Consider the following 20,483-nt stretch of genomic DNA (forward strand, 5'->3'; position numbering starts at 1 on the left):
TCTGTGTGCTCGACGGTCCGGTCGGGTCAGACGCCGACGTACTTGTTGAACTCGGGAGCGCGCTTCTCGGCGAATGCCGTGGCACCTTCGAGGCCCTCGGGGGAGTGGGTGAACAGGTCGAGCGCGCTCATCGCCATGTTCGACAGTCCGGCCTGGTGATCGGTGTCGGCGTTGAAACTCTGCTTGAGGAACTTGATCGTGGTCGGTGACTTCTCGGCGATCTCGGCGGCGATCTTCTTCGCCTCGTCGAGCAGGTCCGCGGCCGGCACGACCCAGTTCACCAGGCCCCAGCGCTCGGCGGTTTCCGCGTCGTACTGGCGGCACAGATACCAGATCTCGCGGGCACGCTTCTCGCCGACGATCCGGGCCAGGAAGGCCGAACCGAACCCGGCGTCGAACGATCCGACCTTGGGCCCGGACTGGCCGAAGCGGGCGGTGTCGGCGGCGATGGTCAGGTCGCACAGCACGTGCAGCACATGGCCGCCGCCGATGGCCAGTCCGTTGACGGCCGCGATCACCGGCTTGGGGATGTCACGGATGGTCTTGTGCAGGTAGCCGATCTCGAACATGCCGCTCTCGGACGGACCGTAGTCGCCGGTCTCGGCGCGCTGCTTCACGTCGCCACCGGTGCAGAACGCCTTCTCGCCGGCGCCCGTGAGGATCACGGCCTGCACGTCCCGGTCGGCCCAGGCGCGGCGGAAGGCGTGGATCATCTCCTCAACCGTCTTGGCGCGAAATGCGTTGTAACGCTGCGGACGATTCATCGTGATGATCGCGGTCGGGCCCTCGACGGTGTACTCGATGTCCTCGTAGTTCATGTCTGCAACTCCTTCGATCGGTGCGGTGTGTGACCGCGCTTTCATAGTGAATGAATATACATTCATTTCGACGAGCGTGTCAAGGGTCACAGCGAAACGGCGGTGTCGTCGTCTTCATTCGCTGGAGGCTGGGGTGTGGTGTTGGATCGCAGCCTCGGCGAGGACATCGGTCGCGGCCTGGTGGATTCGATCGCGACGGCTGTCGCGAGGAGTAAATTGGCGAGATGAGCAAACGGAGCCCGCTCTTCGAGCCGCCGGCGACGATGTCGGCCGTGCTGCTCACGGGCCACGGTGGCCTCGACAAGTTGGAGTATCGCACCGACGTGGCGACTCCTCGACCTTCGGCGGATCAGGTGCTGATCGAGGTCGCTGCCGCGGGGGTCAACAACACCGACGTCAACACCCGCATCGGATGGTACTCGAAATCCGTTGTCGAGGGCACCGATGCGGGTGGGACATCCGGGTTCGCGGCGCTGCGAGGCGACGACGGTGCGTGGTCGGGCACCCCGATGCACTTCCCCCGGATCCAGGGTGCTGATGTCTGTGGCCGCATCATCACAGTGGGGACCGGAGTGTCGCCCGAGCGTATCGGTGAACGGGTATTGGTACGTACCATGCAGAGAACCTATGTCGATCGTCGGCCGTACGAGTACTGGACGCTGGGAAGCGAATGTGACGGCGGCTTTGCACAGTTCGTGGTGGCCGCGGCCGCGGAGACTTTCGCCGTGGAATGCTCGTGGAGTGACGTTGAACTGGCCGCGGTTCCCTGTGCCTACTCGACCGCGGAGAACCTGTTGCATCGCGCCAAGGTCGTTGGTGGCGAACGCGTCCTGGTCACCGGTGCATCCGGTGGTGTGGGGCTGGCCGCAGTACAGCTGGCCAAACGGCGCGGTGCCGTCGTGATCGCTGTGTGCTCACCCACCAAGGCCGGCGCTGTGATCGAACACGGTGCCGACCAGACAGTGGACCGGGGAGCCGATCTGGTCGAAGCGTTGGGGGAGGAGTCGATCGACGTGGTGATCGACCTGGTGGCCGGACCGGCGTGGCCGCAGCTGCTGATGATCCTGCGCCGAGGCGGTCGATATGCCGTCGCCGGTGCCGTCGGGGGACCGATCGCGCAGATCGACATCCGCACCCTGTATCTCAAAGACCTCTCGCTACTCGGCTGCACCTTCCAGGACGACGAGGTGTTCGAGAACCTGCTCGGATACATCGAGCGCAACGAATTCCGGCCGACGGTGTCGGCCACCTATCCGCTCTCCGACATCGTGCGGGCCCAAGAAGACTTTCTGTCCCGCAAGCACATCGGGAAGCTGGTCCTGATCCCGCCGCAGCTCCCCGCCTGACCGGTGGGGTCGATGGCGCGTTTGTGCTCAGGCGAAACGCTGCGCCGCTCCGGTCACGAGATTCTCGGCTGCCCAACGCATATGGTCGATCTCAGCCTTGCGAGCGATGTTTGGCTCGCCGATCTCGATGGCATCGATGATCGCGCCGTGTCGGTCGGCGTCCATGTTCCCGACGGCCTGTTCGGTGCCAGCGTACATGAGTGATATCCCGATCGGACCCCTCGCTGGCCGACAGCGCGGACCACAAGCTGGTGACAAATAACGATCAACGTATCACGTCTCGTGCAGGTATACATCTACGGGTGTGATGTAGAACACGACCCGCGATACCGGTTGGGATATGCGCTCGCAATCGAGCGACCGAGGGCCGAGGGGACGCCCGCCATCGACGACGCTTGACCGCCCGCCAGTCAGTGGGACGGCCGCCAGACGAGAGGTAGGACAGTGTGATGGGCGCAGTTGCGCTGGACGCAGGTCGCGCATCGCCGCAAGGGGCGATCATTCTACGGAGAATTGCGGTTGGCTTGCTGGACAGAGTGATCCGGAGCGTGAACACGTTGGGCCGATGCGCTCGGCTCGCCGCCGACGTCTTGCGGTTCTCCGTCACCGACTCGCTGGCGCTTCGACTTCCGGGCGGCGAGGTCATCGAGCAGATGTGGAAGCTCTTCAAGGTCACCGCACTGCCGGCGCTGTTGATGGCCGTGCCGATCGGTGCCGAGGTCTCCGTCCAGGTGGGCGGCGTGATGGACCAGGTCGGCGCCAACTCGCTGGCCGGAGCCGCCAGCGGACTCGGGGTCGTCGGCCAGGGGGCTCCCATGGCCGACGGCATGCTGATGAGTGGTGCGGCGGCGTCCGCCATCGCATCCGACCTCGGAGCCAGGTCCATTCGCGAAGAGATCGAAGCGATGCGGGTGATGGGAGTGAACCCCATCCAGCGGCTCATCGTCCCCCGCTTTCTCGCTATGGTGATGATCGCGCCCGCGCTCTGCATCATCATCATCGCGTCGGGCGTGGCCGCCGGTCTCGCGATCTCGGCGAACGTGAACGACGTGGTCCCGGCAAGCTTCTGGCAGTCGTTCGGCGCCTTCGCGACACCGACCGATCTGGCGTTCTCGATGCTCAAGGCAGTGCTGTTCGCGATACTGGTCGTCATCATCGCCAGCCTGCGAGGACTCGAGGCGAAAGGCGGGCCGAAGGGCGTCGCGAACGCGGTGAACGCCTTGGTGGTGCTGTCCGTGTTCTGCATCTTCATGACCAATCTGATAGTCCGCCAGTTGCAGACGATGTTCTTCCCGCCGAGGCTGGCCTGAGATGGCGTCGTTGACCGGTGAACCGGCAGGCGCCAACCTCCTCACGGGGGGCAGGGGATCGGCCGAGGACTCCTCGGCATCGCGATGGAGATAGGGCAGATCGTCGTCTTCGTCTGGAAGACCATCGTTCTGTTGCTCACCACGATCCGGCACTACCGCAAGCAGACGGCCAAGACGATGAACGACATGGCCTGGGGGAGCGGATCTCTCATCGTCGACGGCGGCGTGGTGAGCCTGATGTTCTTCCTGGGTGTCGCCGTCGGAGCGGTCGTCGCCATCCAGGCGTTCATGGCGTTCGACCTCCTCGGCTTCGGTGCGCTCACCGGCATCATCGGCTCGTTCGGCAACATCCGCGTCATCGCGCCGATCATCACCGGTATCGGATTCGCGGCGCAGGCGGGGTGTCGGATGACCGCGGAAATCGGGGCCATGCGGATCTCGGAGGAGATCGACGCCACCGAGTCGATGGGCCTTCGCGCCATCCCGTTCGTCGTCGGAACCCGCCTCGTCGTCGGAACCCGCCTCGTCGGCGGAATGCTGGTGGTACTGCCCAGCTATCTGATGGCGCTGGTCGTCAGCTTCATCACCGGCGGTTTGATCATCAAACTGTTCCACGAGCAACCGAGCGGGACCTACGACCACTACTTCGCACAGTTCGTCACGCTGCCCGACCTCATCGCCTCGGTGATCAAGGCGCTGGTGTTCTGTGCCGTGGTGACGATGATCCATTGCTACTACGGCTATTTCGCCAACGGCGGGCCGGCGGGGGTCGGTTCGGCATCGGGCCATGCCATCCGCGCGAGCCTGGTGGCGATCGTCGTACTGAACTTCGTGATGACCGTCGCGATTTGGGGCCTGAACCCCGAGTTGCCCTTCAGAGGATGACATGGCCAGGCACACGAGCCAGGATTTCATCCGCGGGGATCTCCGCGGACAGTTACGCACACTCGGAGTGGTGGGCACAGGCACACCGAAGAGTTGCAATGGTAGGGCACGCCGCGGCCACGACCACCAGCCGTCCGTCGGCCGTCGGATGCGCATACAACCGCAAGTGCCGCATGTCGTTGAACGCGGCACGACTAGTCAGCCCGATGCTCTCGCGGATCTCCTGCGGAATCGGTGCCGTCGCAACGACCAGCGAGTACAGCGGGGCGACATCTCGGCGGGAGTCGGCGAACTGCGGTGGGTAGGCTTCCGTCGCACGTACCACTACGCCGACAGTCACCGTGCCGTGGTTGGTCCGCACCGCACCGTCGGCGATCGATTGCGCGGCCGTGTTCTCGTAGATCACACCGCCGAGATCTTCCACCTTGGCCGCGAGTGCCCGCACCAGCCGATCCGGTTGGACCAGGGCGCAGTGCTCGGTGAAGATCCCGCCGAGAACATTGGTGGCGCCGACTCGCGCCGACGCCTCATCCGCCGAGACGAACTCCCATTGACCTGCGACACCGAAAGCCTCGGAGCCGGCAACAGTGGCGTGTGCTCGCCGTAGTTTGAGCGGGAGTCCGGGCGAATGACAGGAATCCCTCGCGGGCGCAGTCGCAGTCGAAGCTCTCGGCATCGACGACCGCTCCGATCTCGGACACGGTCGCATTCATCTCCGCCTGCAGATGGAGGGCCACCCGTTTGTCGTACATTTTCGCCACCCGCGCCAGGGATACCGGGAAGATTGAGGACGCCCACCCGCCGTTGCGTCCCGACGCGCCGAAACCTGCGTACTCCCGCTCGATCAGCGCGACCTTCAGCGACGGATCCTCCCGCAGGATGTAATACGCGGTCCACAGGCCGGTGAAGCCGGCGCCGACGATTGCGACGTCGACCTCCACATCGCCCGGAAGCGGCGCACGAGCGGAACCGACACGGTCCTCCTGCCACAACGCGACTCCCGACGTCGAGGACATCGGCCTGAACTTCTGGGCGTCAATCGTCACGATCTTCCTCCAACATTCGTCTGACTGTGCTGCGGACAAGCATCAGCTGTCGACGTGACTGACGACATACACGAATGTGCTCATCTCAGTGGCTCCTCTTTTACTTCTGTATGAACTCGAGGTCCGATGATCTCCGTCGATCAACTAGCCGCCGTCCCTTCCTTGGGACTGAAGTTTCTGGCCGGTTCTCGCGGTGGTCCCCGACTTGTCACCTGGGCGCACGCGTGCGATCTGCCCGACCCCTGGGCGTGGTTCGAATCCGGTGACCTGGTCATTACCACCGGAGGTGGACTGCCAGTGGACGCACAGGCGCAGCGAGATTGGATCGGCTCCCTGATCGACAGCGGAGTTTCCGGCCTGGTCGTCGCGATGAGTCCAACCGCGCCTGCCCTGACCGCTGACCTCCTCGACGTTGCCGAGGAGCGTGGATTTCCGGTGTTGGAGGCGGCGTTCGAACCGCAGTTCGTCACACTCGCACGAACGGTGATCGAGAGCGCCATCGAAGCCGAGCGACGACGCCATCAAGCATGTGTATGACGTGTACTGGCAGTCCTTGCATCGCCGGGGATCGATCGGAGAGCGGATGTCGGCTCTCGAGTCGTCTACCGGGTGGATGCTGGAGGTGCGCGAGCTCGAGTCGAACATCCCGGTCGCGCTTGGCCGACGTGCGTTCACACACAGGGACGGCACTCGTGACCACGAGGTCACCGTCGACATGCCGGGCGGCGCCCACATCGCCCTCGCTGCGCGGCCCGATCGCCGAGACGTGGCTGACCTCGCACTGTTGGAGCACCTGGCCGGACTGATCGCACTCGAGCTCGAGCATGCGGCCGCGGCCAGAGACCGCACGCGGGCGTCGGGCGAAGCCATGATGAGTGGTCTACTCGACGAGTCCATCACCCTGTCGGCTGTTTGGCCGGAACTCAGGCATCGCGGAATGAGCGGCGAGGTCGTGGTCGCATGCTGGCAGTCCGCGTCGGGGGCCGCGCTCGACCACACCCAGATCCACCAGCAGATCTGCCTGCAGAACTACGCCCCGCTGCTGCTGCCAAGTGGAACGATGCTCGTCGGCATCGTGCCGAACGACCACGGAGTTCTTCGCGCCATCGGATGCGTCCTCGCACCAGACTGCGCCGTCGGCGTCTCACCACTACTGGCGTTGAACTCGCAAGTGTCTGAAGCGGCGCGACAAGCTCATCTTGCTGTTGTCCGGGCCCACGACCAGCATGACGATCTGGTGACTTACGGCGACGAATCCACCGGGTTCGACCTGCTACAGGGCGGAGTCGAAGACATCCGGCGCCTCGTCCAGCGCGTTCTCGGACCACTGATCAGGTACGACCGTGAGCACGACAGCGAGCTCCTCGCATCGGTTCGAACGTTCGTCGACAACGACGGTGCCTGGCAGCGTTCAGCCGAGGAGCTCAATGTGCATCGACAGACGCTGGTCTACCGGCTCAAAAAGGTGCAGCAACTGACGGGATTGCACCCGTCCTCCGCCGAGGGGACCGCGCTGTTTTGGCTGGCCTTCACGGGGGCTCTGCGCGCTGGATTGGACCTGGCCGAGATTGATGTGTGACGGTCGGGCGGTGACCGGGTGAGGTACCGCGGTGAGAAGGTGACTTTCGCCGCCATCAGCCGACTCGCGGCCACCCGTCCAGAACCGGGGGAGTGTGGTCGGGAGAGGTCAAGCGTTCCACCACAAGTCGCAGCGGTGGCCAGGCGTCGCGGCCCTTGCGGGTGACGGCGTAGGCGGTCAGGTGGAGGCCGGGTTGATCGAGTGGTAGTACTTTCAGTCCTGCGCGCGCCGGCCGGTGGAGGGGTAACAGGGCGACACCGTAGCCGGCGAGGATCAGGTCCTCGACGAGCTCGAGACTGTCGATCTGGTGGCCGATGTTGGGTGTGAAGCCGGCCGGCCCGGCCAACGCGCGCACCGCAACCTCGTCGGCGGTGTTGCGAGAGTTGACGATCCAGTAGGTCTCCGCGTAGTCGGACAGCTCCACGGTGTCGGGTGCGTCGGCCGGCACGGCCAGTCCCCACGGGCTGGACCACAGTGGGATGGCCTGCAGCACCGGATCGGGGGTGGCGGGGGCCAGGTTGTAGTCGTAGGACAGCGCGAGGTCGAGGTCGTCATCAACCAGCAGTCGAAAGGCCTCGATCGGTTCGTACTCGCTGACGACGGTGCGCACGCCCGGATGGGTGTCGGCCAGTTCGGCCAGGACGGGTAACAGCGACACGCGGATGCCGGTGGCGAAGCCGCCGACGCGCAGGATTCCGGCGGGTTCGGCGTCGGGATCGAGATCGCGCAGGGCGGCGTCGACCCCGGCGAGGATGGTCACCGCGTGATCGGCGAGGCGCTGACCGGCCGGGGTCAGCCGCACCCGTCGTCCGTCGGGTTCGATGAGCGGGGTCTTGATCTGTCGGGTCAGGGCGGCGATCTGCTGGGAGACCGTCGAGGTCGTCAGGTGGTGACTGTCGGCGACAGCACGCATCGAACCCAGCCGGGACAGGGCCAGTAACAGTTCCAGACGCCGGAGGTCCACCCCGCAATTGTCCATGATTCGTGAACGGTTTGTACAGGATAATCACGTGGACATGAACGGTCGATCGAGTCTTCAATGGAGTGCATGCAGAACTCTGTGCGCTCCGGGACGACGATGGCCGTCGTGTCGATGTTGTGTGTCCAGCTCGGCCTGGCGGCGTCGGTGACCCTTATCGATCGTATCGGCGCCGAGGGTGCGGGCTGGCTCCGATTGGTGTGGGCGGGAGCGATTCTCCTGGTGGTGGTGCGGCCTCGGCCGTCGGCATTCACCCGGCAGACATTCGGCATGGCGGTGGCGCTCGGCGTCGTCACCGGAGGCATCGTGCTGTTGTTCATGGCCGCGGTCGCGCGCATCCCGCTCGGCACCGCCAGCGCGATCGAGTTCCTGGGGCCGTTGGGCGTTGCGGTCGCGACGGGGCGCGGAGGCCGACGTGTGGTGTGGCCGTTGCTGGCGGCGATCGGTGTGGTTCTGCTGACCCATCCGTGGTCTGGTGCCGTCAACTGGGCCGGTGTGCTCTTCGCGGTGGCGGCCGCCGGATGCTGGGGCAGCTACATCCTGCTGACGCAACGTGTCGGCGACGAGGTGGTCGGGGTGCAGGGGTTGGCCGTGTCGATGCCCGTGGCCGCACTGGTTGCGACGATCGTGGCCGGACCGTCGACGATCGGCCGGATGACGCCGGAGTTGTGGTTGATCGGCGTGGGGTTGGCGATCTTGCTGCCAGTGGTGCCGTTCGTGTTGGAGATGAAGGCGTTGCAGCGGCTGACGACGTCGGCGTTCGGCACATTGATGGCGTTGGAGCCGGGGTTCGCGATGGTCATCGGACTGCTTATCCTGCACCAGATTCCCGGTCCCGCATCGTTGTTGGGCAGTGTGCTGGTGGTGATCGCCGGCATCGGCGCGGCTCGCGCGGGTGCGCGCAGCCGCGAGGTGGTCGTCGCACCCGTGTCGGGGGAGCATCTGGTCGGGGGGGAAGCGTTGTGCGGAGCGCGTTCGCCGGCCGGCTGAGCTCACGACTGTGCACGCGCCTATGCGCGGTCATCGAGAATGTGGTCCACGTGTGTGCTTGCAGGATGTGGGTCCCATCCACGTTGTCGCCGGATGTCAACTTCCTGCGGGCCTGGCCCGGTCGAACGGATTGATGACCCGAACGCCGGCGGCGGCAAATGGTTCGATATCCCTTGTGGCGATGCCAAATCCGTGCACGAGGGCGATTGCGGCGATGAATCCGTCAGCCATGCCGATGGACGCGCCGCGTCGGCGAGCGGCGGCGGCCAGTCGCGCGTAACTGGCACTTGCCTGATCATCGAAAACCAGTACTCGTCCGGCAAATTGGGGCAGCAATCGGCTCTCGAAGAGGTCTGCCAACCGGTCACGGCGCTTGCCTCGCGGCAGTGCCGCGATACCGTACCGTACTTCTGCAAGAGTGATCGCAGTCAAGTACAGGGTCTGCGTCGACTGCTCGTCCAGCCACGCCGCGGCCTCAGGATGAGGTTGCGGACGCATGACCTCGGAAATCACATTGGAGTCCAGAACGATCATGAGAAACTGATGGGCTCGTCAGGTTTGCGATTGCGTTCGATCTCGATGCCGATTCCCGCCTCCTTGCCAATTTCGGTCAGCAGTGTCCCCAGCTTTACGCGTTCGGCCGGCAGGACGGCTTCATCGAGAATGGCCCGTACTTCTGCCTCTGTGCTCCGATTATGTTGCGCTGCGAGCGCCTTCAGTGCCCGATGGGTCTCGTCCGAGAGTCCCCTCACGGTGATCGCCGCCACGTCGCCCCTCCTTGATATCAGTTTCTAGAAATGATAGCAGGCGCTCTCGTCGGCGGAGAAGTACTTGCTGATCGGATCGTTGATGGTTCGCCGAACCGGGTGCGGTGTTGATCGTCGAGGCTGACCGGTGAACTGACGAAGGGAACCGACGATGACGAGTCAGCCGGTCGTGCTGTCAACGTGCCGGTGTGCTGAGTGTTGATTGGGCATGCAGTGGGCGTCCGATCACAATCTCCTCACCGTTGACCGTTTCCGGACGCTTCGTCGTAGAGATGTAACTCATTGCGGCAGAACCACAATCGGGACTCCGATGTCAGGTGATCGGGATAGTCGCGCATCAGAGGTGACGAGATCAGCATCGAGGAATCTGGCAGTGGTGACATAAAACGCATCCGAGATACGCAACGACATTCTCAGATCCCATGTTGCGCTGGATATTTGATTGCCTTCGGCACGGCGGATCGGAGCTGTCCACACCGCCTCGATGGCGTGCTGGGCCTCCGCGGAACTGAATTGCGACGTCCGCTGAAGGCGCCAGATCGCCGATGCTGCCTCCATGTCCAGAACTGTCGGGGCCCAGAGCTCGTAGCCCGACATTGATCTCAGGGCGGCTGCCTGCCGTGCGGTCGGTAGCACGGAGTCGATCAGCGCGCTTGCGTCGACAACTCGCCTCATCTATCGCCGGCGTCGTATTCGTCGCGCACCACATCCAGAGCGCCCACGACGTCGATGCTCCGTCCTGGCCCGTCGCTGCGGAGAGTCGCGGCCCATTCGTCGAACAATGGGCGATTCAGGTCGTCGCGCAGAAGCTTGGTGACGTACTCGGACATGGACATATGTAGCTTGGCGGAGCGCTCGCTGAGCTGAGCATGAAGGTCGTCCGGCAGATTGCGGATCGAGTATCGATTGAAGTCGATATCGATTCAAGACGATACTTCCAGGGCTCGGCTCGGCTCGGCTCGGCTCGGCTCGGCTCGGCTCGGCTCGGCTCGGCTCGGCTCGCGCACGTACGTAAGCATGAGCGGCACCTCGCGGGATCTCAGGGTGGGGTGTGGCCGACCGTTCATCACTCCACGCGCGCATCGTCGGTCATGTCCAGGCGCTTAAGCCGCCACGTGGCGGGGCAACAAATGAAGTGCACCGAAGTTAGGCATTGTGTGATCTGTGATCACAAGTTACCCTGATGACTGAGACGCGGATCACAATTCCCGATTACTCCACCGAGGAGCCCACCATGATCACCAACCCGCTCGACGACGCACCTTTGACGAGGTTTCACAAAAAGCTCGCGGTCTTCTCTTCCGGGGGACCATTTCTCGACGGGTTCATCCTGTCGATCATCGGGGTGGCGATGGTCCAGATCTCCGATCAGTGGCATCTCTCCGCGGCCGCGCAGGGTTTGATCGCCGCGTCGACGCTGGTCGGCATCCTGCTCGGCGCCTATGCCGGTGGCCGGCTGACCGATCGATTCGGTCGGGAGGTGCTGTTCACCATTGATCTGATCGCGATCATCGTCTTCTCGGTGGCCCAGTTCTGGGCCCCGAACGTTTTGTGGCTGATCATGCTGCGTCTGCTCATCGGCATGGCCGTCGGCGCGGATTACCCGATCGCGACCTCGCTGTTGACCGAGTTCACTCCGCGCAAGTATCGGGGCCCGTTCCTGGGTGCGTTTGTCGCCATGTGGTTCGTGGGTGCGGCCGTCGCCTACATCGTCGGGCAACTCCTTGCACAGACCGGGGACGTGAACGCATGGAGGTGGATGCTGGCCAGTGCCGCCATCCCGGCGATCATTATCGTCCTCGCCCGAATCGGCACGCCGGAGTCGCCGCGGTGGCTCGCGAGCAAGGGCCGCAACGACGAGGCCGACGAGGTGATGCGCAAGGTCTACGGCCCCGGGGTCACTGTTGCCGATCTGCCGCAGGAAGCTGACGCGAACGTCGGCGTCAAGGATCTGTTGCGCTCGGGATACGGCACACGGATGGCATTCATCACGCTGTTCTGGACCTTCTCCATCGTCCCATTGTTCGCCGTCTACGCGTTCGCGCCGAAGATCCTGGGAGCGCTGAACCTCTCCGGGAACGCAGTGCACATCGGATCGGCCGTGATCACCATCCTGTTCCTGGTCGGGTGCGTCATCGCCCTGTTCCTCGTGAACCGCGTGGGACGTCGCCCGCTGCTCATCCACAGCTTCGGATGGTCGGGTATCGCGCTGGCGCTGCTCGGCTTCTTCCCGAACGCCTCGACGTGGATCATCGTGGCGCTCTTCGCCATCTACGCGGTGGTGATCGGCGGCACGCAGATCATGCAGTGGGTCTATCCGAACGAGTTGTTCCCCACGGAAATCCGCGGGACAGCGGTGGGCATGGCGTCCTCGCTGAGCCGGGTCGGCGCCGCGATCGGCACCTTCCTGGTGCCGATGGCACTGGACTCACTCGGCATCGGCATGACGATGCTCATCGGTGCCGCCATCACCCTCCTCGGGGCGGTCCTGTCGCAGTTCATGGCACCAGAGACGCGCGGCATGACGCTGACCGAGAGCGCCGCGCTGAGCACCGCGCCCGCCCCGTCTCGTCCGGCGGTCCGGGCCGCCGCGTGAGGCTCGGCATCAGCGCACTGCAACATCACATCAATCACCCTGAGCGAGAGGAACAATCATGAAGGACGTAGTGATCGTCGGAGGTGGACTGGCCGGACTGTCGGCAGCCTGGCGACTGCGGAACTGGGACACCGTGGTCCTGGAATCCGGCAGCCGCGTGGGCGGCCGCATCCGCTCGGAGAAGAGGGGACAGTACTTCCTCAACTGGGGTGGACACGTCTTCGCCGGCGCCGGCACCTCCACCGACGCCCTGCTGTCCGAGACCGGGACCGCATCGACCAAGGTGCCCGGATCGCTGTCGGGCCTGGCGATGAACGGCAAGGTACTTCTCGACGGCCCGGTGCAGAGCTACCCCTTCCGTGTGCCGATGCCGTTCTCGTCCCGCGTGGCTCTGCTCAAGGCGGGCGCCAAGGTCGGGTTCGACGTCCTGCGGTACGCCCGTGCGGTGCGGGTCCGGCCGGGTGAATCCACTCAGGTGCGACAGCAGCGGATCTACGAGTTCGAGAACGACCGCTCGTTCGCCGACTACACCGGAGTGCTGCCCGAGGACGCCGACGCGCTCTTCCGCCCGACCGTGACCCGGTCGGCCGGTGATCCCGACGAGTTGTCGGCCGGAGCCGGCATCGGCTACTTCAGCCTCGTCTGGAACATCGGTGCGGGTCTCGACCGCAGCATCCTCGGTGGGCCATCGACGCTGATCGAGAACATCGCCGCGTCGATGCGGGACCGCATCGAGCTGGGTGCGGCGGTGAACGAGGTTGTGCACAAGAAGAACTCGGTCGTCGTCCGCTACACCCAGGATGATGTCGAGCGGGAGGTGGAGGCGCTGTATGCCGTGCTGGCCACGCCGGCGACGGTGAGCCACAAGGTCGCCGTCGACGTTGCGGCGGACCTGCGTGACGCGCTCGGCAAGATCCAGTACGGCCCGTACGTGAGCGCAGCATTCCTCACCAACGAGACCGGCCCGCAGCCCTACGACGGTGCCTACGGCATCGCCACCCCCAAGCGGTCGTTCAACGTCGCGCTCAACATGGGCAACATCGTCCGCGGATCAGAACGGACCCGTCAGCCAGGGGGCAGCCTGATGACCTTCTCGCCGGCCAGTCTGGCGCGCAAGCTGCTCGATCGCAGCGACGACGAGATCGTCGACACCTACGTCGGTGACCTCGACGACATCTTCCCGGGCTTCGCCGGCAACATCGAGGAGGCGCACGTGCAGCGGTGGCACACCGGCGCCCCCTACTGCTTCCCGGGACGCGGCAAGCTGCAGACCACACTCACCCGACCGTCGGATCGAGTGTTTCTCGCCGGCGACTATCTCGGCACCCTGTACACCGAGACCGCCATCGGCTCCGCATTCACCGCTGCCCAGGAAGCCGCCAGCCGGCTCGCTCGCGACTACCAGACTCGCTCGCTGGTCAGCGTCCCCGATCTGAAGCTCACCACCGCGGCCATCTGACCCACCAGAACAATTCTCGTAGAAGGAGATCCACTGTCATGACCAACGAATTGCGCGGCGTCCTCACCGCCCTGACCACCCCGTTCGACACCGACGAGAACATCGACACCACACTGCTGAAGCGAATCGTCGACCGTTCCATCCATGCGGGCGTCGACGGCGTGGTCGCCGGCGGATCGACCGGCGAGTTCGCCGCGATGAGCCACGACGAGCGTCGCGAACTCGTCGACACCGTCGTCGCTCACACCGCCGGTCGGGTCCCGGTCGTCGCGCAGACAGGTGCCACCACCACCCGTGAGGCCGTTGCACTCTCCCGTGCCGCGCAGGCGTCCGGCGCCGATGTCCTGATGCTCGTCACCCCGTACTACGAGCCTCTCTCGCTCGACGAGACGGTCGCCTACATCAAAGACGTCGCCGGTGCGGTCGACCTGCCGGTGATGCTCTACAACATCCCCGCCGCCACGGGCGTCAACCTCGATGCCGCCACAGCGGCCGGCCTCGCCCGCGAGATCGACAACATCCGCTACATCAAGGACTCCAGCGCGAACTGGGAACAGGCGCTACAGCTCATCCATCATCACAGCGACGTGCTCGGCACCTTCATCGGCTGGGACAGCTACCTCTACAGCGCACTCGCCGAAGGTGCGACCGGTGTGATGGCCGGTGCCGCCAACGTGGTCCCGAACGAGATCGTCGCGGTGTATCGGTCGATCGCCGACGGCGACCTCGACGGCGCTCGCGCCCAGTGGGGCAGCCTGTATCCGGTCATCGACGCATTGATCTCGGTGCCGTTCATCTCGGCGGTCAAGGCCGGGCTGCGGATCCTGGGGGAGCCCGTGGGCTCGCCACGACGACCGGTGTCCGATCTCAATTCCGACGAACTCGCCAAGGTCGAGGCGGCTCTCGCAGGCCTGCGCGAGACGTCGTTGGTCTAGACGCGGCCTCATCAGGGGTATCGGCCTACGCGGCCGATACCCCTAAGATGTGATCTGTGGTCACAGAAGTGCAATCCTCGTTGCTGACGGATCAGGTCTACGAGCAGATCCGCGATGCAATCCTGAGTGGCGAGTTCCCGGTGGGCCACCGGTTGCGAGTTCGCGACCTCGCGGCAATGGTCGGCACCAGTGTGATGCCGGTCCGTGAGGCGATCCGGCGCCTGGAGGAGGCCGGCCTCGCCGAACGCGAACCGCACAAGGGTGCAGTGGTCAAGGAACTCTCGCTGGCGGAGTTGAAAAGCGTCTACGACGTCCGGCGCCTGCTCGAGGTGGAAGGCGCCCGCCTTGGGGCCGAGGGTATTTCCGCGGCCGACGTCGAGCGGATGACCACGGAATACGAGGCGATGCGGACTGCGATCATCGCTGAAGACGTTCCGGAGTACCTCGACCGTGACGAGGCGCTGCTGGCGATCTTGTACGAGGCGTCTGGCAACCCGGTGCTCGTGAGCACCATTCGTTCCCTCTGGAGCCGGTGTCGCGCCTACAAACTGGTGGGTGCCCAAGGCACGCTGGGTTCCGAACGTGGCGAACACCTGTGGACGTATCAGCTCGAGTTGATCGATGCGGCGTCCGGCCACGACAGCGCCGCGGCGGCTGCGATCAACGACCGGTCATTGATCGATGCGACCGAACGTATCGAGGAGTTACTCGCCGCGCAGACTTCCGGCGGATGAGCCCGACGGGACTCGCGTGGCGGGAGCCGATCGATCCAGCCGTAGCGGGCTGCCCCGGTGGATCGGCTCTCGTGCCCGCGCGGGTGCGACTACGAGCGGCGGCGATGTGTCATGGCGGCGTGCGTTGTTGCTGAACTGAGCGCGGGCGCCGGAAGTGGGGTGAATCGCCGGTCGTCGCTGCGGATTCCGTCCAGGAAGAAGGTCAGGTACCGCTCGTAGACCTCGGGTGCGACGTCGCGGGTGCTGTTCATGATCGGCGCCATCGCCGACTGGATGAACGTGACATCGGTCGGCTCGAAGTCGTCACGGACGACTCCGGCTGCCTTGGCGCGGCTGACCAGTTCGACGATCAGCGGTGCGATCCGCACCCGGACGTCGTTGATCCGTTCGTCGCCGAGTGTGGGGTCGTCGAGGATCTGGTGGAGCCCGCGATCGCCGAACTGCATCGCCAGCGCGCGCCTGAGGTAGTCGGTCAGTGCCCTCCAGGGATCTGATTCATCGAGTGCTTCGCGAGCGACCGCCTCAACGGCCTGCAATCGCTCCTCGAAGAGCGTGTCGATGATTTCTTCCTTGTTGGCAAAGCGTCGGTACGCGGTGCCCACACCGACGCCGGCGTGATGGGCGATGTCGTTGAGCGTGACACCGAGTCCCTTCTCGGCAAACAACTCCCGAGCAGCCTCCAGCAGCCGGTCGCGGTTGATGGACGCGTCCTTACGCAGTGGACGCGGAGCCTGCGCCTTCGCCATGTCACCACGGTAGCAGCATAAGCGGATTGACGATATCCGCTTAAGCGCCTACCGTGGATAAGCGGATATCCCACATCCGTTAATGACGGAGGAGGGTGCACGCTCATCCGCGCAGTGGTGGACGCCGCCATCGTCTGATCGCGATCCACGTAACGCGCGTTGGCAGGACCATGTTCGGTGGCGAGCGTGACCCACGACAGGAGAAAGGATCACCAGTCATGAAGTACACCCGAAGCGGAGGACAGTCTGCCCCCGGACCCGCTGACTGGTTCACCGGCACCGTCGCTATCGACGGCATCCGCAACCCCGACGAGCAATCGGCGATCGGTTGCGCCCACGTCCGATTCTCGCCCGGCGCCCGTACCGCCTGGCATCACCATCCGAAGGGGCAGACGCTGTATGTGACCGACGGGATCGGCCTCGTCGCCACCCGTGAGGGCGGTGTGCAGGAGATCCGTCCCGGCGACGTGGTCTACATCGAGCCGGGCGAGGAGCACTGGCACGGAGCCACACCCGACCGCTTCATGGCCCACGTCGCCATGCAGGAGGCCGATGAGAACGGCCAGGTCGTCACCTGGCTCGAGCACGTCAGCGACGACGAGTACAAGGCCTGAGGGGAGCGAAAAGTCGTGGCTCTCAACGAGACCTACACATTGTCCAACGGCGTTCAGATCCCCAAACTGGGCCTGGGTACCTGGTTCATCGACGACGACAAGGCCGCCCGTGCGGTCACCGAGGCCGTCGGCATCGGTTACCGCAACATCGACACCGCGCAGGCCTACGGCAATGAGCGCGGCGTGGGCGAGGGCATCCGCACCAGCGGCGTCGCCCGCGACGAGCTGTTCGTATCGACCAAACTGGCCGCCGAGATCAAGAACTACCAGGAGGCAGCCACGGCGATCGACGAGTCACTGCTCACGATGGGCCTCGACCACCTCGACCTGATGTTGATCCACAGCCCACAGCCGTGGGCCGACTGGCGCGGCGGCGACTACGCCGAGGGCAACCGCGAGGCGTGGCGCGCCCTGGAGGACGCCTACCAGGCAGGCAAACTCCGGTCGATCGGTGTCTCCAACTTCGAGCAGAACGACCTCGACAACATCATCGCGACGAGCACTGTTGCGCCGCAGGTGAATCAGATCCTGGTGCACGCCGGCAACACCCCGGCCGACCTCATCGCCTACTGCGAGAGCCACGATCTCCTCGTCGAGGCGTACTCGCCGATCGGGCACGGAGAGGTGCTCGAGAATCCGGATATCGCGGCGATGGCCGAGCGCTACGATGTGAGCGTTCCGCAGCTCTGCATCCGCTACACGCTACAGCTGGGCGCGGTGTCACTACCGAAGACCGCCAACCCCGACCACATGCGCAGCAACGCGCGGGTCGACTTCACCATCTCCGCCGACGACATGGATGCGTTGCGCTCCCTGCGCATCGCGGACTATGGCGAGTCGAGTGCGTTCCCGGTGTTCAGCGGGAGCTGACCCATCGATGCCCGCCGACCTCGGGTCGGCGGGCATCGGATCACCGTGGGCTGTGGGTCAGTTGCGACTCATGTCCGGCCGGGGCACGGGTGCCTGAACGCCGGAGCGTGTCCCGGCAGGACGACCGCTGCGGGAGATGAGCATGACCGCGCCTGCCGCGCCGACGAACAGCACCGCCATCAGGGTGTACAGCGAGGCGGGTGACCAGTCGGCGTCGAGCAGAGTGCCTGCGACCAACGGCGACAGGATGGCGCCGATCCGTCCGATGCCGATGGCCCAGCCCATGCCGGTGGCTCGGATCGGTGCGGCGTAGGACGTCGTCGTCAGAGCGTAAAGCCCGGCGATACAGCCGTTCACGACGACACCGAGTCCGAATCCCACCGCCAGGGCGACGGCGAACGCGGCGGCGGAGGGGACGAAGATCGTCATGAGTGCAGCCGACACGAGGAAATAGCAGACGAGGACCTTCGCCAGGCGAAAGCGGGCCGCGAGTGCACCGAGGAGACACGTGCCGAGGATTCCGCCGAGGTTGAGAACCATACCGCCGGTGATGCCTTCCTTGGCCGACATCCCCGCTTCGACCAGGAGCTTGGGCGTCCAGCTGGTGACGAAGTAGAACCCGAACATGGCGAAGAAGAACGCCGTCCAGACGAGGAGCGTGGTCCGTCGGTTCCGCCGGTCGAAGAGCTGTCGGGCGGTGTCGACGACACCGTTCCTGGGCGCGGTGGTGGCCGTCCTGGCCGGTAGCTCCCGGAGCGGTTCATGCCCAGCGCGTTTGGCGAAGGTGTTGATGCGGGCCAAGGCGTCGCCCGGCCGGCGAATGAGCAAGAAGTCGATGGACTCCGGGAGTCGCAGCAGGACCAACGGGACCAGTGCCGCGGTACAGGCACCGCCGACCAGGAACACCGAGCGCCAGCCGAAGCTGTCGATGAGCACCAGCGCGGCGATCCCGCCGACGGTGGCTCCGATGGCATAGCCTGTCGAGTTCAGGCTCACCGCGAGGCCGCGCCAACGATTGGAGGCCAGTTCTCCGCCGATAACGTTGCTGCAGGCGAGGATTCCGCCGATGCCGACTCCGGTCAGCACCCGCAGCATGCCGAGTTGGCCGGCATTTTGACTGATCGACGACAGCATCATTCCCGCCGACGACAGGATCAGGCATGCCAGGATCAGCTTGCGTCGCCCGACGATGTCGGCGAGAGGTGCGAGTCCCAGAGAACCGATGGCCATACCGAACAGACCGGCGCTGAGCAGCACGCCCAGCGCGCTGGTCGACAGGTTCCACTCGTCGGACACCGACGTCGAGGTGAAGGCCATGGCGAGGACGTCGTACCCGTCGAGAACGTTGAGCAGGACGCAGATCGCGATCGCGGTCCATTGGTAGCGGGACATCGGTCCCTCGTCGATGCTGCGCCGAAGGTCAAGGGTCATGGCTGGTCTCCGTTGTGGTTGATGGCTGGTTGTCGGATGCGCGGGACGGTCGGATGTGTTGTGAAATCGCAGAAGTGGACGGACATGGGGCATGCGCGATCACCTCCGGCACCCTGGGGTGTGGAGGTCTGTGGCCACCTGGTGTGTCAGGTGCGACGGCGGATCAGGTCAGCAGTCGCAGTGGAATGGACTTCCAGGAACGCAACGTGTTGTTCAGATGCCGTTGCGGTTCACCGGCCAATTCGATCCTCGTGACGCGTGTGGCCAGCGCCGACAGCAACGCCTCGGACTCGAGGCGCGCGACGTGTTGACCGACGCATTGATGAATACCCATACCGAATCCCACGTGACCGGACGGGTCGCGCTGCAGGTCGAAGGCGTCCGGCCGTGTCCATCGGTGGGGATCGCGGTTGGCCGCACCCAGGAACATGAGAATCTTCTCGCCGTCCGGGATCACGGCGTCGCCGATGCGGATGTCGTTGGTGGCGGTACGGAAGAAGGTCTGGACCGGTGACTCCCAGCGGACGGCCTCGTCGAATGCGGTGCGGGCCAGAGTCGGATCCTCACGGACACGCTGCCATTGCTCGGGGTGGGTGGCGAAGGCATAGAGTACGGCGGCCAACCCGTTGACGGTCGTGTCGACCCCGGCGGTCAACAGCGATCGCACGATGAGGGGCGCTTGGGTGGTGGTGATGTCGCCACGATCGCTGGCTGCCCAGATCTGCGCCCCGAAACCGTTCTCCGACAGATTCTCCCGGTGGCATTGGTCGTTGACCCAGGCGCTGAGATCCGCTACCAGCGGCTCGCCCTCCTGGACGAGGCTGTTGTGCGGGCCGAAGGCATTGAAGGTGAGATTGCCGTAGGGCAGTAGGTTCTCGCGTCCCGCCTGGGGCAGTCCGACCGCGTCGGGAAACACGCGCAGCGGGAAGGCCTGTGCCAGGGCGGGCACAGCGTCGATCTCCCCGTCCCCGTCGAGCACCTGATCGACGAGCTGTTCGGCGTCGGCGATCCATTCGTCGCGCAGACGCATGAGAGCACGCGGCCCGAGCACTTTGGACACCACTGCCCGCGGCGCGTCGTGAAACGGGGGATCCGCTTCCAACAGCACACTGGGTGGCCGCCAGGGCTTCTCGTGGCGGAAGTTGCTGAGCCCGACTCCGGCCGCGGACTGGAAGGACTGCCAGTCGGTGAGTGCGGCGCGAACCTGTTCGTAGCGGCCCATGGCGAAGACGTCGTATTTCGGCAGATAGACAACGGGCCCCGCGTTTCGCAGGTCCTCCTGAAAGGCCAGCGGGTCCGCGAGGAGATCGAGGTCGAACGGGTCGGCCTGGGAGGTGGGCAGGGTGGGTGAGGCGGCGATGGTCATGAGTATTCCTGG

At 65.0% G+C, this 20,483-nt stretch carries 23 protein-coding genes and 1 pseudogene; 12 read left to right on the forward strand and 12 right to left on the reverse strand.

Annotated features, from left to right (window positions below; translation table 11 throughout):
• Positions 1-26: 26 nt before the first annotated feature.
• Positions 27-818 carry an enoyl-CoA hydratase-related protein gene (locus tag ACVT6V_RS11485; RefSeq protein ID WP_489899865.1) on the reverse strand — a complete coding sequence of 264 codons (792 nt, stop codon included), beginning with the start codon at positions 816-818 and terminating at the stop codon, positions 27-29.
• Positions 819-1,042: 224 nt separating this feature from the next.
• Between ACVT6V_RS11485 and ACVT6V_RS11490 the strand changes: the two genes are divergently transcribed.
• The gene (locus tag ACVT6V_RS11490; protein WP_489899866.1) at positions 1,043-2,164 is read left to right on the forward strand and encodes an alcohol dehydrogenase family protein; all 1,122 of its coding nucleotides are present in this window, start codon (positions 1,043-1,045) and stop codon (positions 2,162-2,164) included.
• A 27-nt stretch (positions 2,165-2,191) separates the two neighbouring features.
• Here ACVT6V_RS11490 and ACVT6V_RS11495 read toward each other — a convergent pair whose 3' ends face one another.
• A complete protein-coding gene (locus ACVT6V_RS11495; protein ID WP_489899867.1) occupies positions 2,192-2,362 on the reverse strand; it encodes a hypothetical protein in 171 nt (56 codons plus the stop codon).
• A gap of 251 nt (positions 2,363-2,613) precedes the next feature.
• On the opposite strand from ACVT6V_RS11495, the gene ACVT6V_RS11500 reads away from it, so the two are divergent.
• Entirely contained in the window at positions 2,614-3,474 is an 861-nt protein-coding gene (locus tag ACVT6V_RS11500; protein WP_489899868.1) for an ABC transporter permease, read from the forward strand.
• An 84-nt stretch (positions 3,475-3,558) separates the two neighbouring features.
• Positions 3,559-4,359 carry an MlaE family ABC transporter permease gene (locus tag ACVT6V_RS11505; protein WP_489899869.1) on the forward strand — a complete coding sequence of 267 codons (801 nt, stop codon included), beginning with the start codon at positions 3,559-3,561 and terminating at the stop codon, positions 4,357-4,359.
• A 52-nt stretch (positions 4,360-4,411) separates the two neighbouring features.
• Here ACVT6V_RS11505 and ACVT6V_RS11510 read toward each other — a convergent pair.
• Both ACVT6V_RS11510 and ACVT6V_RS11515 read right to left on the reverse strand, forming a co-directional pair.
• Positions 4,412-4,876, reverse strand: a pseudogene (locus ACVT6V_RS11510) (FAD-dependent oxidoreductase); the annotation flags it as partial.
• Positions 4,877-4,886: 10 nt separating this feature from the next.
• Positions 4,887-5,405: an NAD(P)/FAD-dependent oxidoreductase gene (locus ACVT6V_RS11515; RefSeq protein WP_489899870.1), complete on the reverse strand. Its 519-nt coding sequence runs from the start codon at positions 5,403-5,405 to the stop codon at positions 4,887-4,889.
• A gap of 126 nt (positions 5,406-5,531) precedes the next feature.
• On the opposite strand from ACVT6V_RS11515, the gene ACVT6V_RS11520 reads away from it, so the two are divergent.
• On the forward strand, positions 5,532-5,942 hold the full coding sequence (locus tag ACVT6V_RS11520; RefSeq protein WP_489899871.1) for a PucR family transcriptional regulator ligand-binding domain-containing protein: 411 nt from the start codon (positions 5,532-5,534) through the stop codon (positions 5,940-5,942).
• Between the two features lie 46 nt (positions 5,943-5,988).
• A complete protein-coding gene (locus ACVT6V_RS11525; protein WP_489899872.1) occupies positions 5,989-6,984 on the forward strand; it encodes a PucR family transcriptional regulator in 996 nt (331 codons plus the stop codon).
• 55 nt (positions 6,985-7,039) lie between these two features.
• Here the strand turns inward: ACVT6V_RS11525 and ACVT6V_RS11530 are convergent, their stop codons facing one another.
• The gene (locus tag ACVT6V_RS11530; protein WP_489899873.1) at positions 7,040-7,948 is read right to left on the reverse strand and encodes a LysR family transcriptional regulator; all 909 of its coding nucleotides are present in this window, start codon (positions 7,946-7,948) and stop codon (positions 7,040-7,042) included.
• 84 nt (positions 7,949-8,032) lie between these two features.
• Between ACVT6V_RS11530 and ACVT6V_RS11535 the strand changes: the two genes are divergently transcribed.
• Positions 8,033-8,953: an EamA family transporter gene (locus ACVT6V_RS11535; protein WP_489899874.1), complete on the forward strand. Its 921-nt coding sequence runs from the start codon at positions 8,033-8,035 to the stop codon at positions 8,951-8,953.
• A gap of 96 nt (positions 8,954-9,049) precedes the next feature.
• On the opposite strand, the gene ACVT6V_RS11540 is transcribed toward ACVT6V_RS11535, so the two are convergent.
• The 4 genes from ACVT6V_RS11540 to ACVT6V_RS11555 all read right to left on the reverse strand — a co-directional run bounded on the left by ACVT6V_RS11540 (position 9,050) and on the right by ACVT6V_RS11555 (position 10,643).
• Entirely contained in the window at positions 9,050-9,487 is a 438-nt protein-coding gene (locus ACVT6V_RS11540) for a type II toxin-antitoxin system VapC family toxin (protein ID WP_489899875.1), read from the reverse strand.
• Entirely contained in the window at positions 9,484-9,720 is a 237-nt protein-coding gene (locus ACVT6V_RS11545) for a FitA-like ribbon-helix-helix domain-containing protein (RefSeq protein ID WP_489899876.1), read from the reverse strand. The genes ACVT6V_RS11540 and ACVT6V_RS11545 overlap by 4 nt, the downstream gene beginning before the upstream one ends.
• A gap of 279 nt (positions 9,721-9,999) precedes the next feature.
• Positions 10,000-10,395 carry a type II toxin-antitoxin system VapC family toxin gene (locus tag ACVT6V_RS11550; RefSeq protein ID WP_489899877.1) on the reverse strand — a complete coding sequence of 132 codons (396 nt, stop codon included), beginning with the start codon at positions 10,393-10,395 and terminating at the stop codon, positions 10,000-10,002.
• Complete coding sequence (locus ACVT6V_RS11555; RefSeq protein ID WP_489900778.1) at positions 10,392-10,643, reverse strand: FitA-like ribbon-helix-helix domain-containing protein; 252 nt, start codon at positions 10,641-10,643, stop codon at positions 10,392-10,394. The genes ACVT6V_RS11550 and ACVT6V_RS11555 overlap by 4 nt, the downstream gene beginning before the upstream one ends.
• A 311-nt stretch (positions 10,644-10,954) precedes the next feature.
• Here ACVT6V_RS11555 and ACVT6V_RS11560 point away from each other — a divergent pair, with 311 nt between their 5' ends.
• The 4 genes from ACVT6V_RS11560 to ACVT6V_RS11575 are packed head-to-tail and all read left to right on the forward strand — an operon-like array spanning position 10,955 to position 15,444.
• A complete protein-coding gene (locus ACVT6V_RS11560) occupies positions 10,955-12,316 on the forward strand; it encodes an MFS transporter (protein WP_489900779.1) in 1,362 nt (453 codons plus the stop codon).
• A gap of 58 nt (positions 12,317-12,374) precedes the next feature.
• Positions 12,375-13,775 carry a protoporphyrinogen/coproporphyrinogen oxidase gene (locus ACVT6V_RS11565; RefSeq protein WP_489899878.1) on the forward strand — a complete coding sequence of 467 codons (1,401 nt, stop codon included), beginning with the start codon at positions 12,375-12,377 and terminating at the stop codon, positions 13,773-13,775.
• Positions 13,776-13,813: 38 nt separating this feature from the next.
• Entirely contained in the window at positions 13,814-14,710 is an 897-nt protein-coding gene (locus ACVT6V_RS11570; protein ID WP_489899879.1) for a dihydrodipicolinate synthase family protein, read from the forward strand.
• A 56-nt stretch (positions 14,711-14,766) separates the two neighbouring features.
• A complete protein-coding gene (locus tag ACVT6V_RS11575; protein WP_489899880.1) occupies positions 14,767-15,444 on the forward strand; it encodes a GntR family transcriptional regulator in 678 nt (225 codons plus the stop codon).
• Between the two features lie 89 nt (positions 15,445-15,533).
• Here the strand turns inward: ACVT6V_RS11575 and ACVT6V_RS11580 are convergent, their stop codons facing one another.
• A complete protein-coding gene (locus ACVT6V_RS11580) occupies positions 15,534-16,190 on the reverse strand; it encodes a TetR/AcrR family transcriptional regulator (protein ID WP_489899881.1) in 657 nt (218 codons plus the stop codon).
• Between the two features lie 218 nt (positions 16,191-16,408).
• Here ACVT6V_RS11580 and ACVT6V_RS11585 point away from each other — a divergent pair, with 218 nt between their 5' ends.
• Complete coding sequence (locus tag ACVT6V_RS11585; RefSeq protein WP_489899882.1) at positions 16,409-16,804, forward strand: (R)-mandelonitrile lyase; 396 nt, start codon at positions 16,409-16,411, stop codon at positions 16,802-16,804.
• Between the two features lie 15 nt (positions 16,805-16,819).
• Positions 16,820-17,674 carry an aldo/keto reductase gene (locus ACVT6V_RS11590; protein WP_489899883.1) on the forward strand — a complete coding sequence of 285 codons (855 nt, stop codon included), beginning with the start codon at positions 16,820-16,822 and terminating at the stop codon, positions 17,672-17,674.
• Between the two features lie 57 nt (positions 17,675-17,731).
• Here ACVT6V_RS11590 and ACVT6V_RS11595 read toward each other — a convergent pair whose 3' ends face one another.
• Together ACVT6V_RS11595 and ACVT6V_RS11600 are read right to left on the reverse strand one after the other, a co-directional pair.
• The gene (locus ACVT6V_RS11595) at positions 17,732-19,105 is read right to left on the reverse strand and encodes an MFS transporter (protein ID WP_489899884.1); all 1,374 of its coding nucleotides are present in this window, start codon (positions 19,103-19,105) and stop codon (positions 17,732-17,734) included.
• 163 nt (positions 19,106-19,268) lie between these two features.
• Positions 19,269-20,471, reverse strand: a complete 1,203-nt coding sequence (locus ACVT6V_RS11600) for a cytochrome P450 (RefSeq protein WP_489899885.1) — start codon at positions 20,469-20,471, stop codon at positions 19,269-19,271.
• Positions 20,472-20,483 lie beyond the last annotated feature (12 nt).

It is taken from the genome of Gordonia sp. LMA167, assembly GCF_058130025.1.

Bases quoted from the DNA above. Each gene is read 5' to 3' on its own strand.
- ACVT6V_RS11565 (WP_489899878.1), top strand. From the start codon at position 12,375: ATGAAGGACGTAGTGATCGTCGGAGGTGGACTGGCCGGACTGTCGGCA.
- ACVT6V_RS11585 (WP_489899882.1), top strand. From the start codon at position 16,409: ATGAAGTACACCCGAAGCGGAGGACAGTCTGCCCCCGGACCCGCTGAC.
- ACVT6V_RS11560 (WP_489900779.1), top strand. From the start codon at position 10,955: ATGATCACCAACCCGCTCGACGACGCACCTTTGACGAGGTTTCACAAA.
- ACVT6V_RS11535 (WP_489899874.1), top strand. From the start codon at position 8,033: ATGCAGAACTCTGTGCGCTCCGGGACGACGATGGCCGTCGTGTCGATG.
- ACVT6V_RS11525 (WP_489899872.1), top strand. From the start codon at position 5,989: ATGTCGGCTCTCGAGTCGTCTACCGGGTGGATGCTGGAGGTGCGCGAG.
- ACVT6V_RS11600 (WP_489899885.1), bottom strand. From the start codon at position 20,471: ATGACCATCGCCGCCTCACCCACCCTGCCCACCTCCCAGGCCGACCCG.
- ACVT6V_RS11505 (WP_489899869.1), top strand. From the start codon at position 3,559: ATGGAGATAGGGCAGATCGTCGTCTTCGTCTGGAAGACCATCGTTCTG.
- ACVT6V_RS11485 (WP_489899865.1), bottom strand. From the start codon at position 818: ATGAACTACGAGGACATCGAGTACACCGTCGAGGGCCCGACCGCGATC.
- ACVT6V_RS11570 (WP_489899879.1), top strand. From the start codon at position 13,814: ATGACCAACGAATTGCGCGGCGTCCTCACCGCCCTGACCACCCCGTTC.
- ACVT6V_RS11490 (WP_489899866.1), top strand. From the start codon at position 1,043: ATGAGCAAACGGAGCCCGCTCTTCGAGCCGCCGGCGACGATGTCGGCC.
- ACVT6V_RS11495 (WP_489899867.1), bottom strand. From the start codon at position 2,362: ATGTACGCTGGCACCGAACAGGCCGTCGGGAACATGGACGCCGACCGA.
- ACVT6V_RS11595 (WP_489899884.1), bottom strand. From the start codon at position 19,105: ATGACCCTTGACCTTCGGCGCAGCATCGACGAGGGACCGATGTCCCGC.
- ACVT6V_RS11580 (WP_489899881.1), bottom strand. From the start codon at position 16,190: ATGGCGAAGGCGCAGGCTCCGCGTCCACTGCGTAAGGACGCGTCCATC.
- ACVT6V_RS11540 (WP_489899875.1), bottom strand. From the start codon at position 9,487: ATGATCGTTCTGGACTCCAATGTGATTTCCGAGGTCATGCGTCCGCAA.
- ACVT6V_RS11500 (WP_489899868.1), top strand. From the start codon at position 2,614: ATGGGCGCAGTTGCGCTGGACGCAGGTCGCGCATCGCCGCAAGGGGCG.
- ACVT6V_RS11520 (WP_489899871.1), top strand. From the start codon at position 5,532: ATGATCTCCGTCGATCAACTAGCCGCCGTCCCTTCCTTGGGACTGAAG.
- ACVT6V_RS11550 (WP_489899877.1), bottom strand. From the start codon at position 10,395: ATGAGGCGAGTTGTCGACGCAAGCGCGCTGATCGACTCCGTGCTACCG.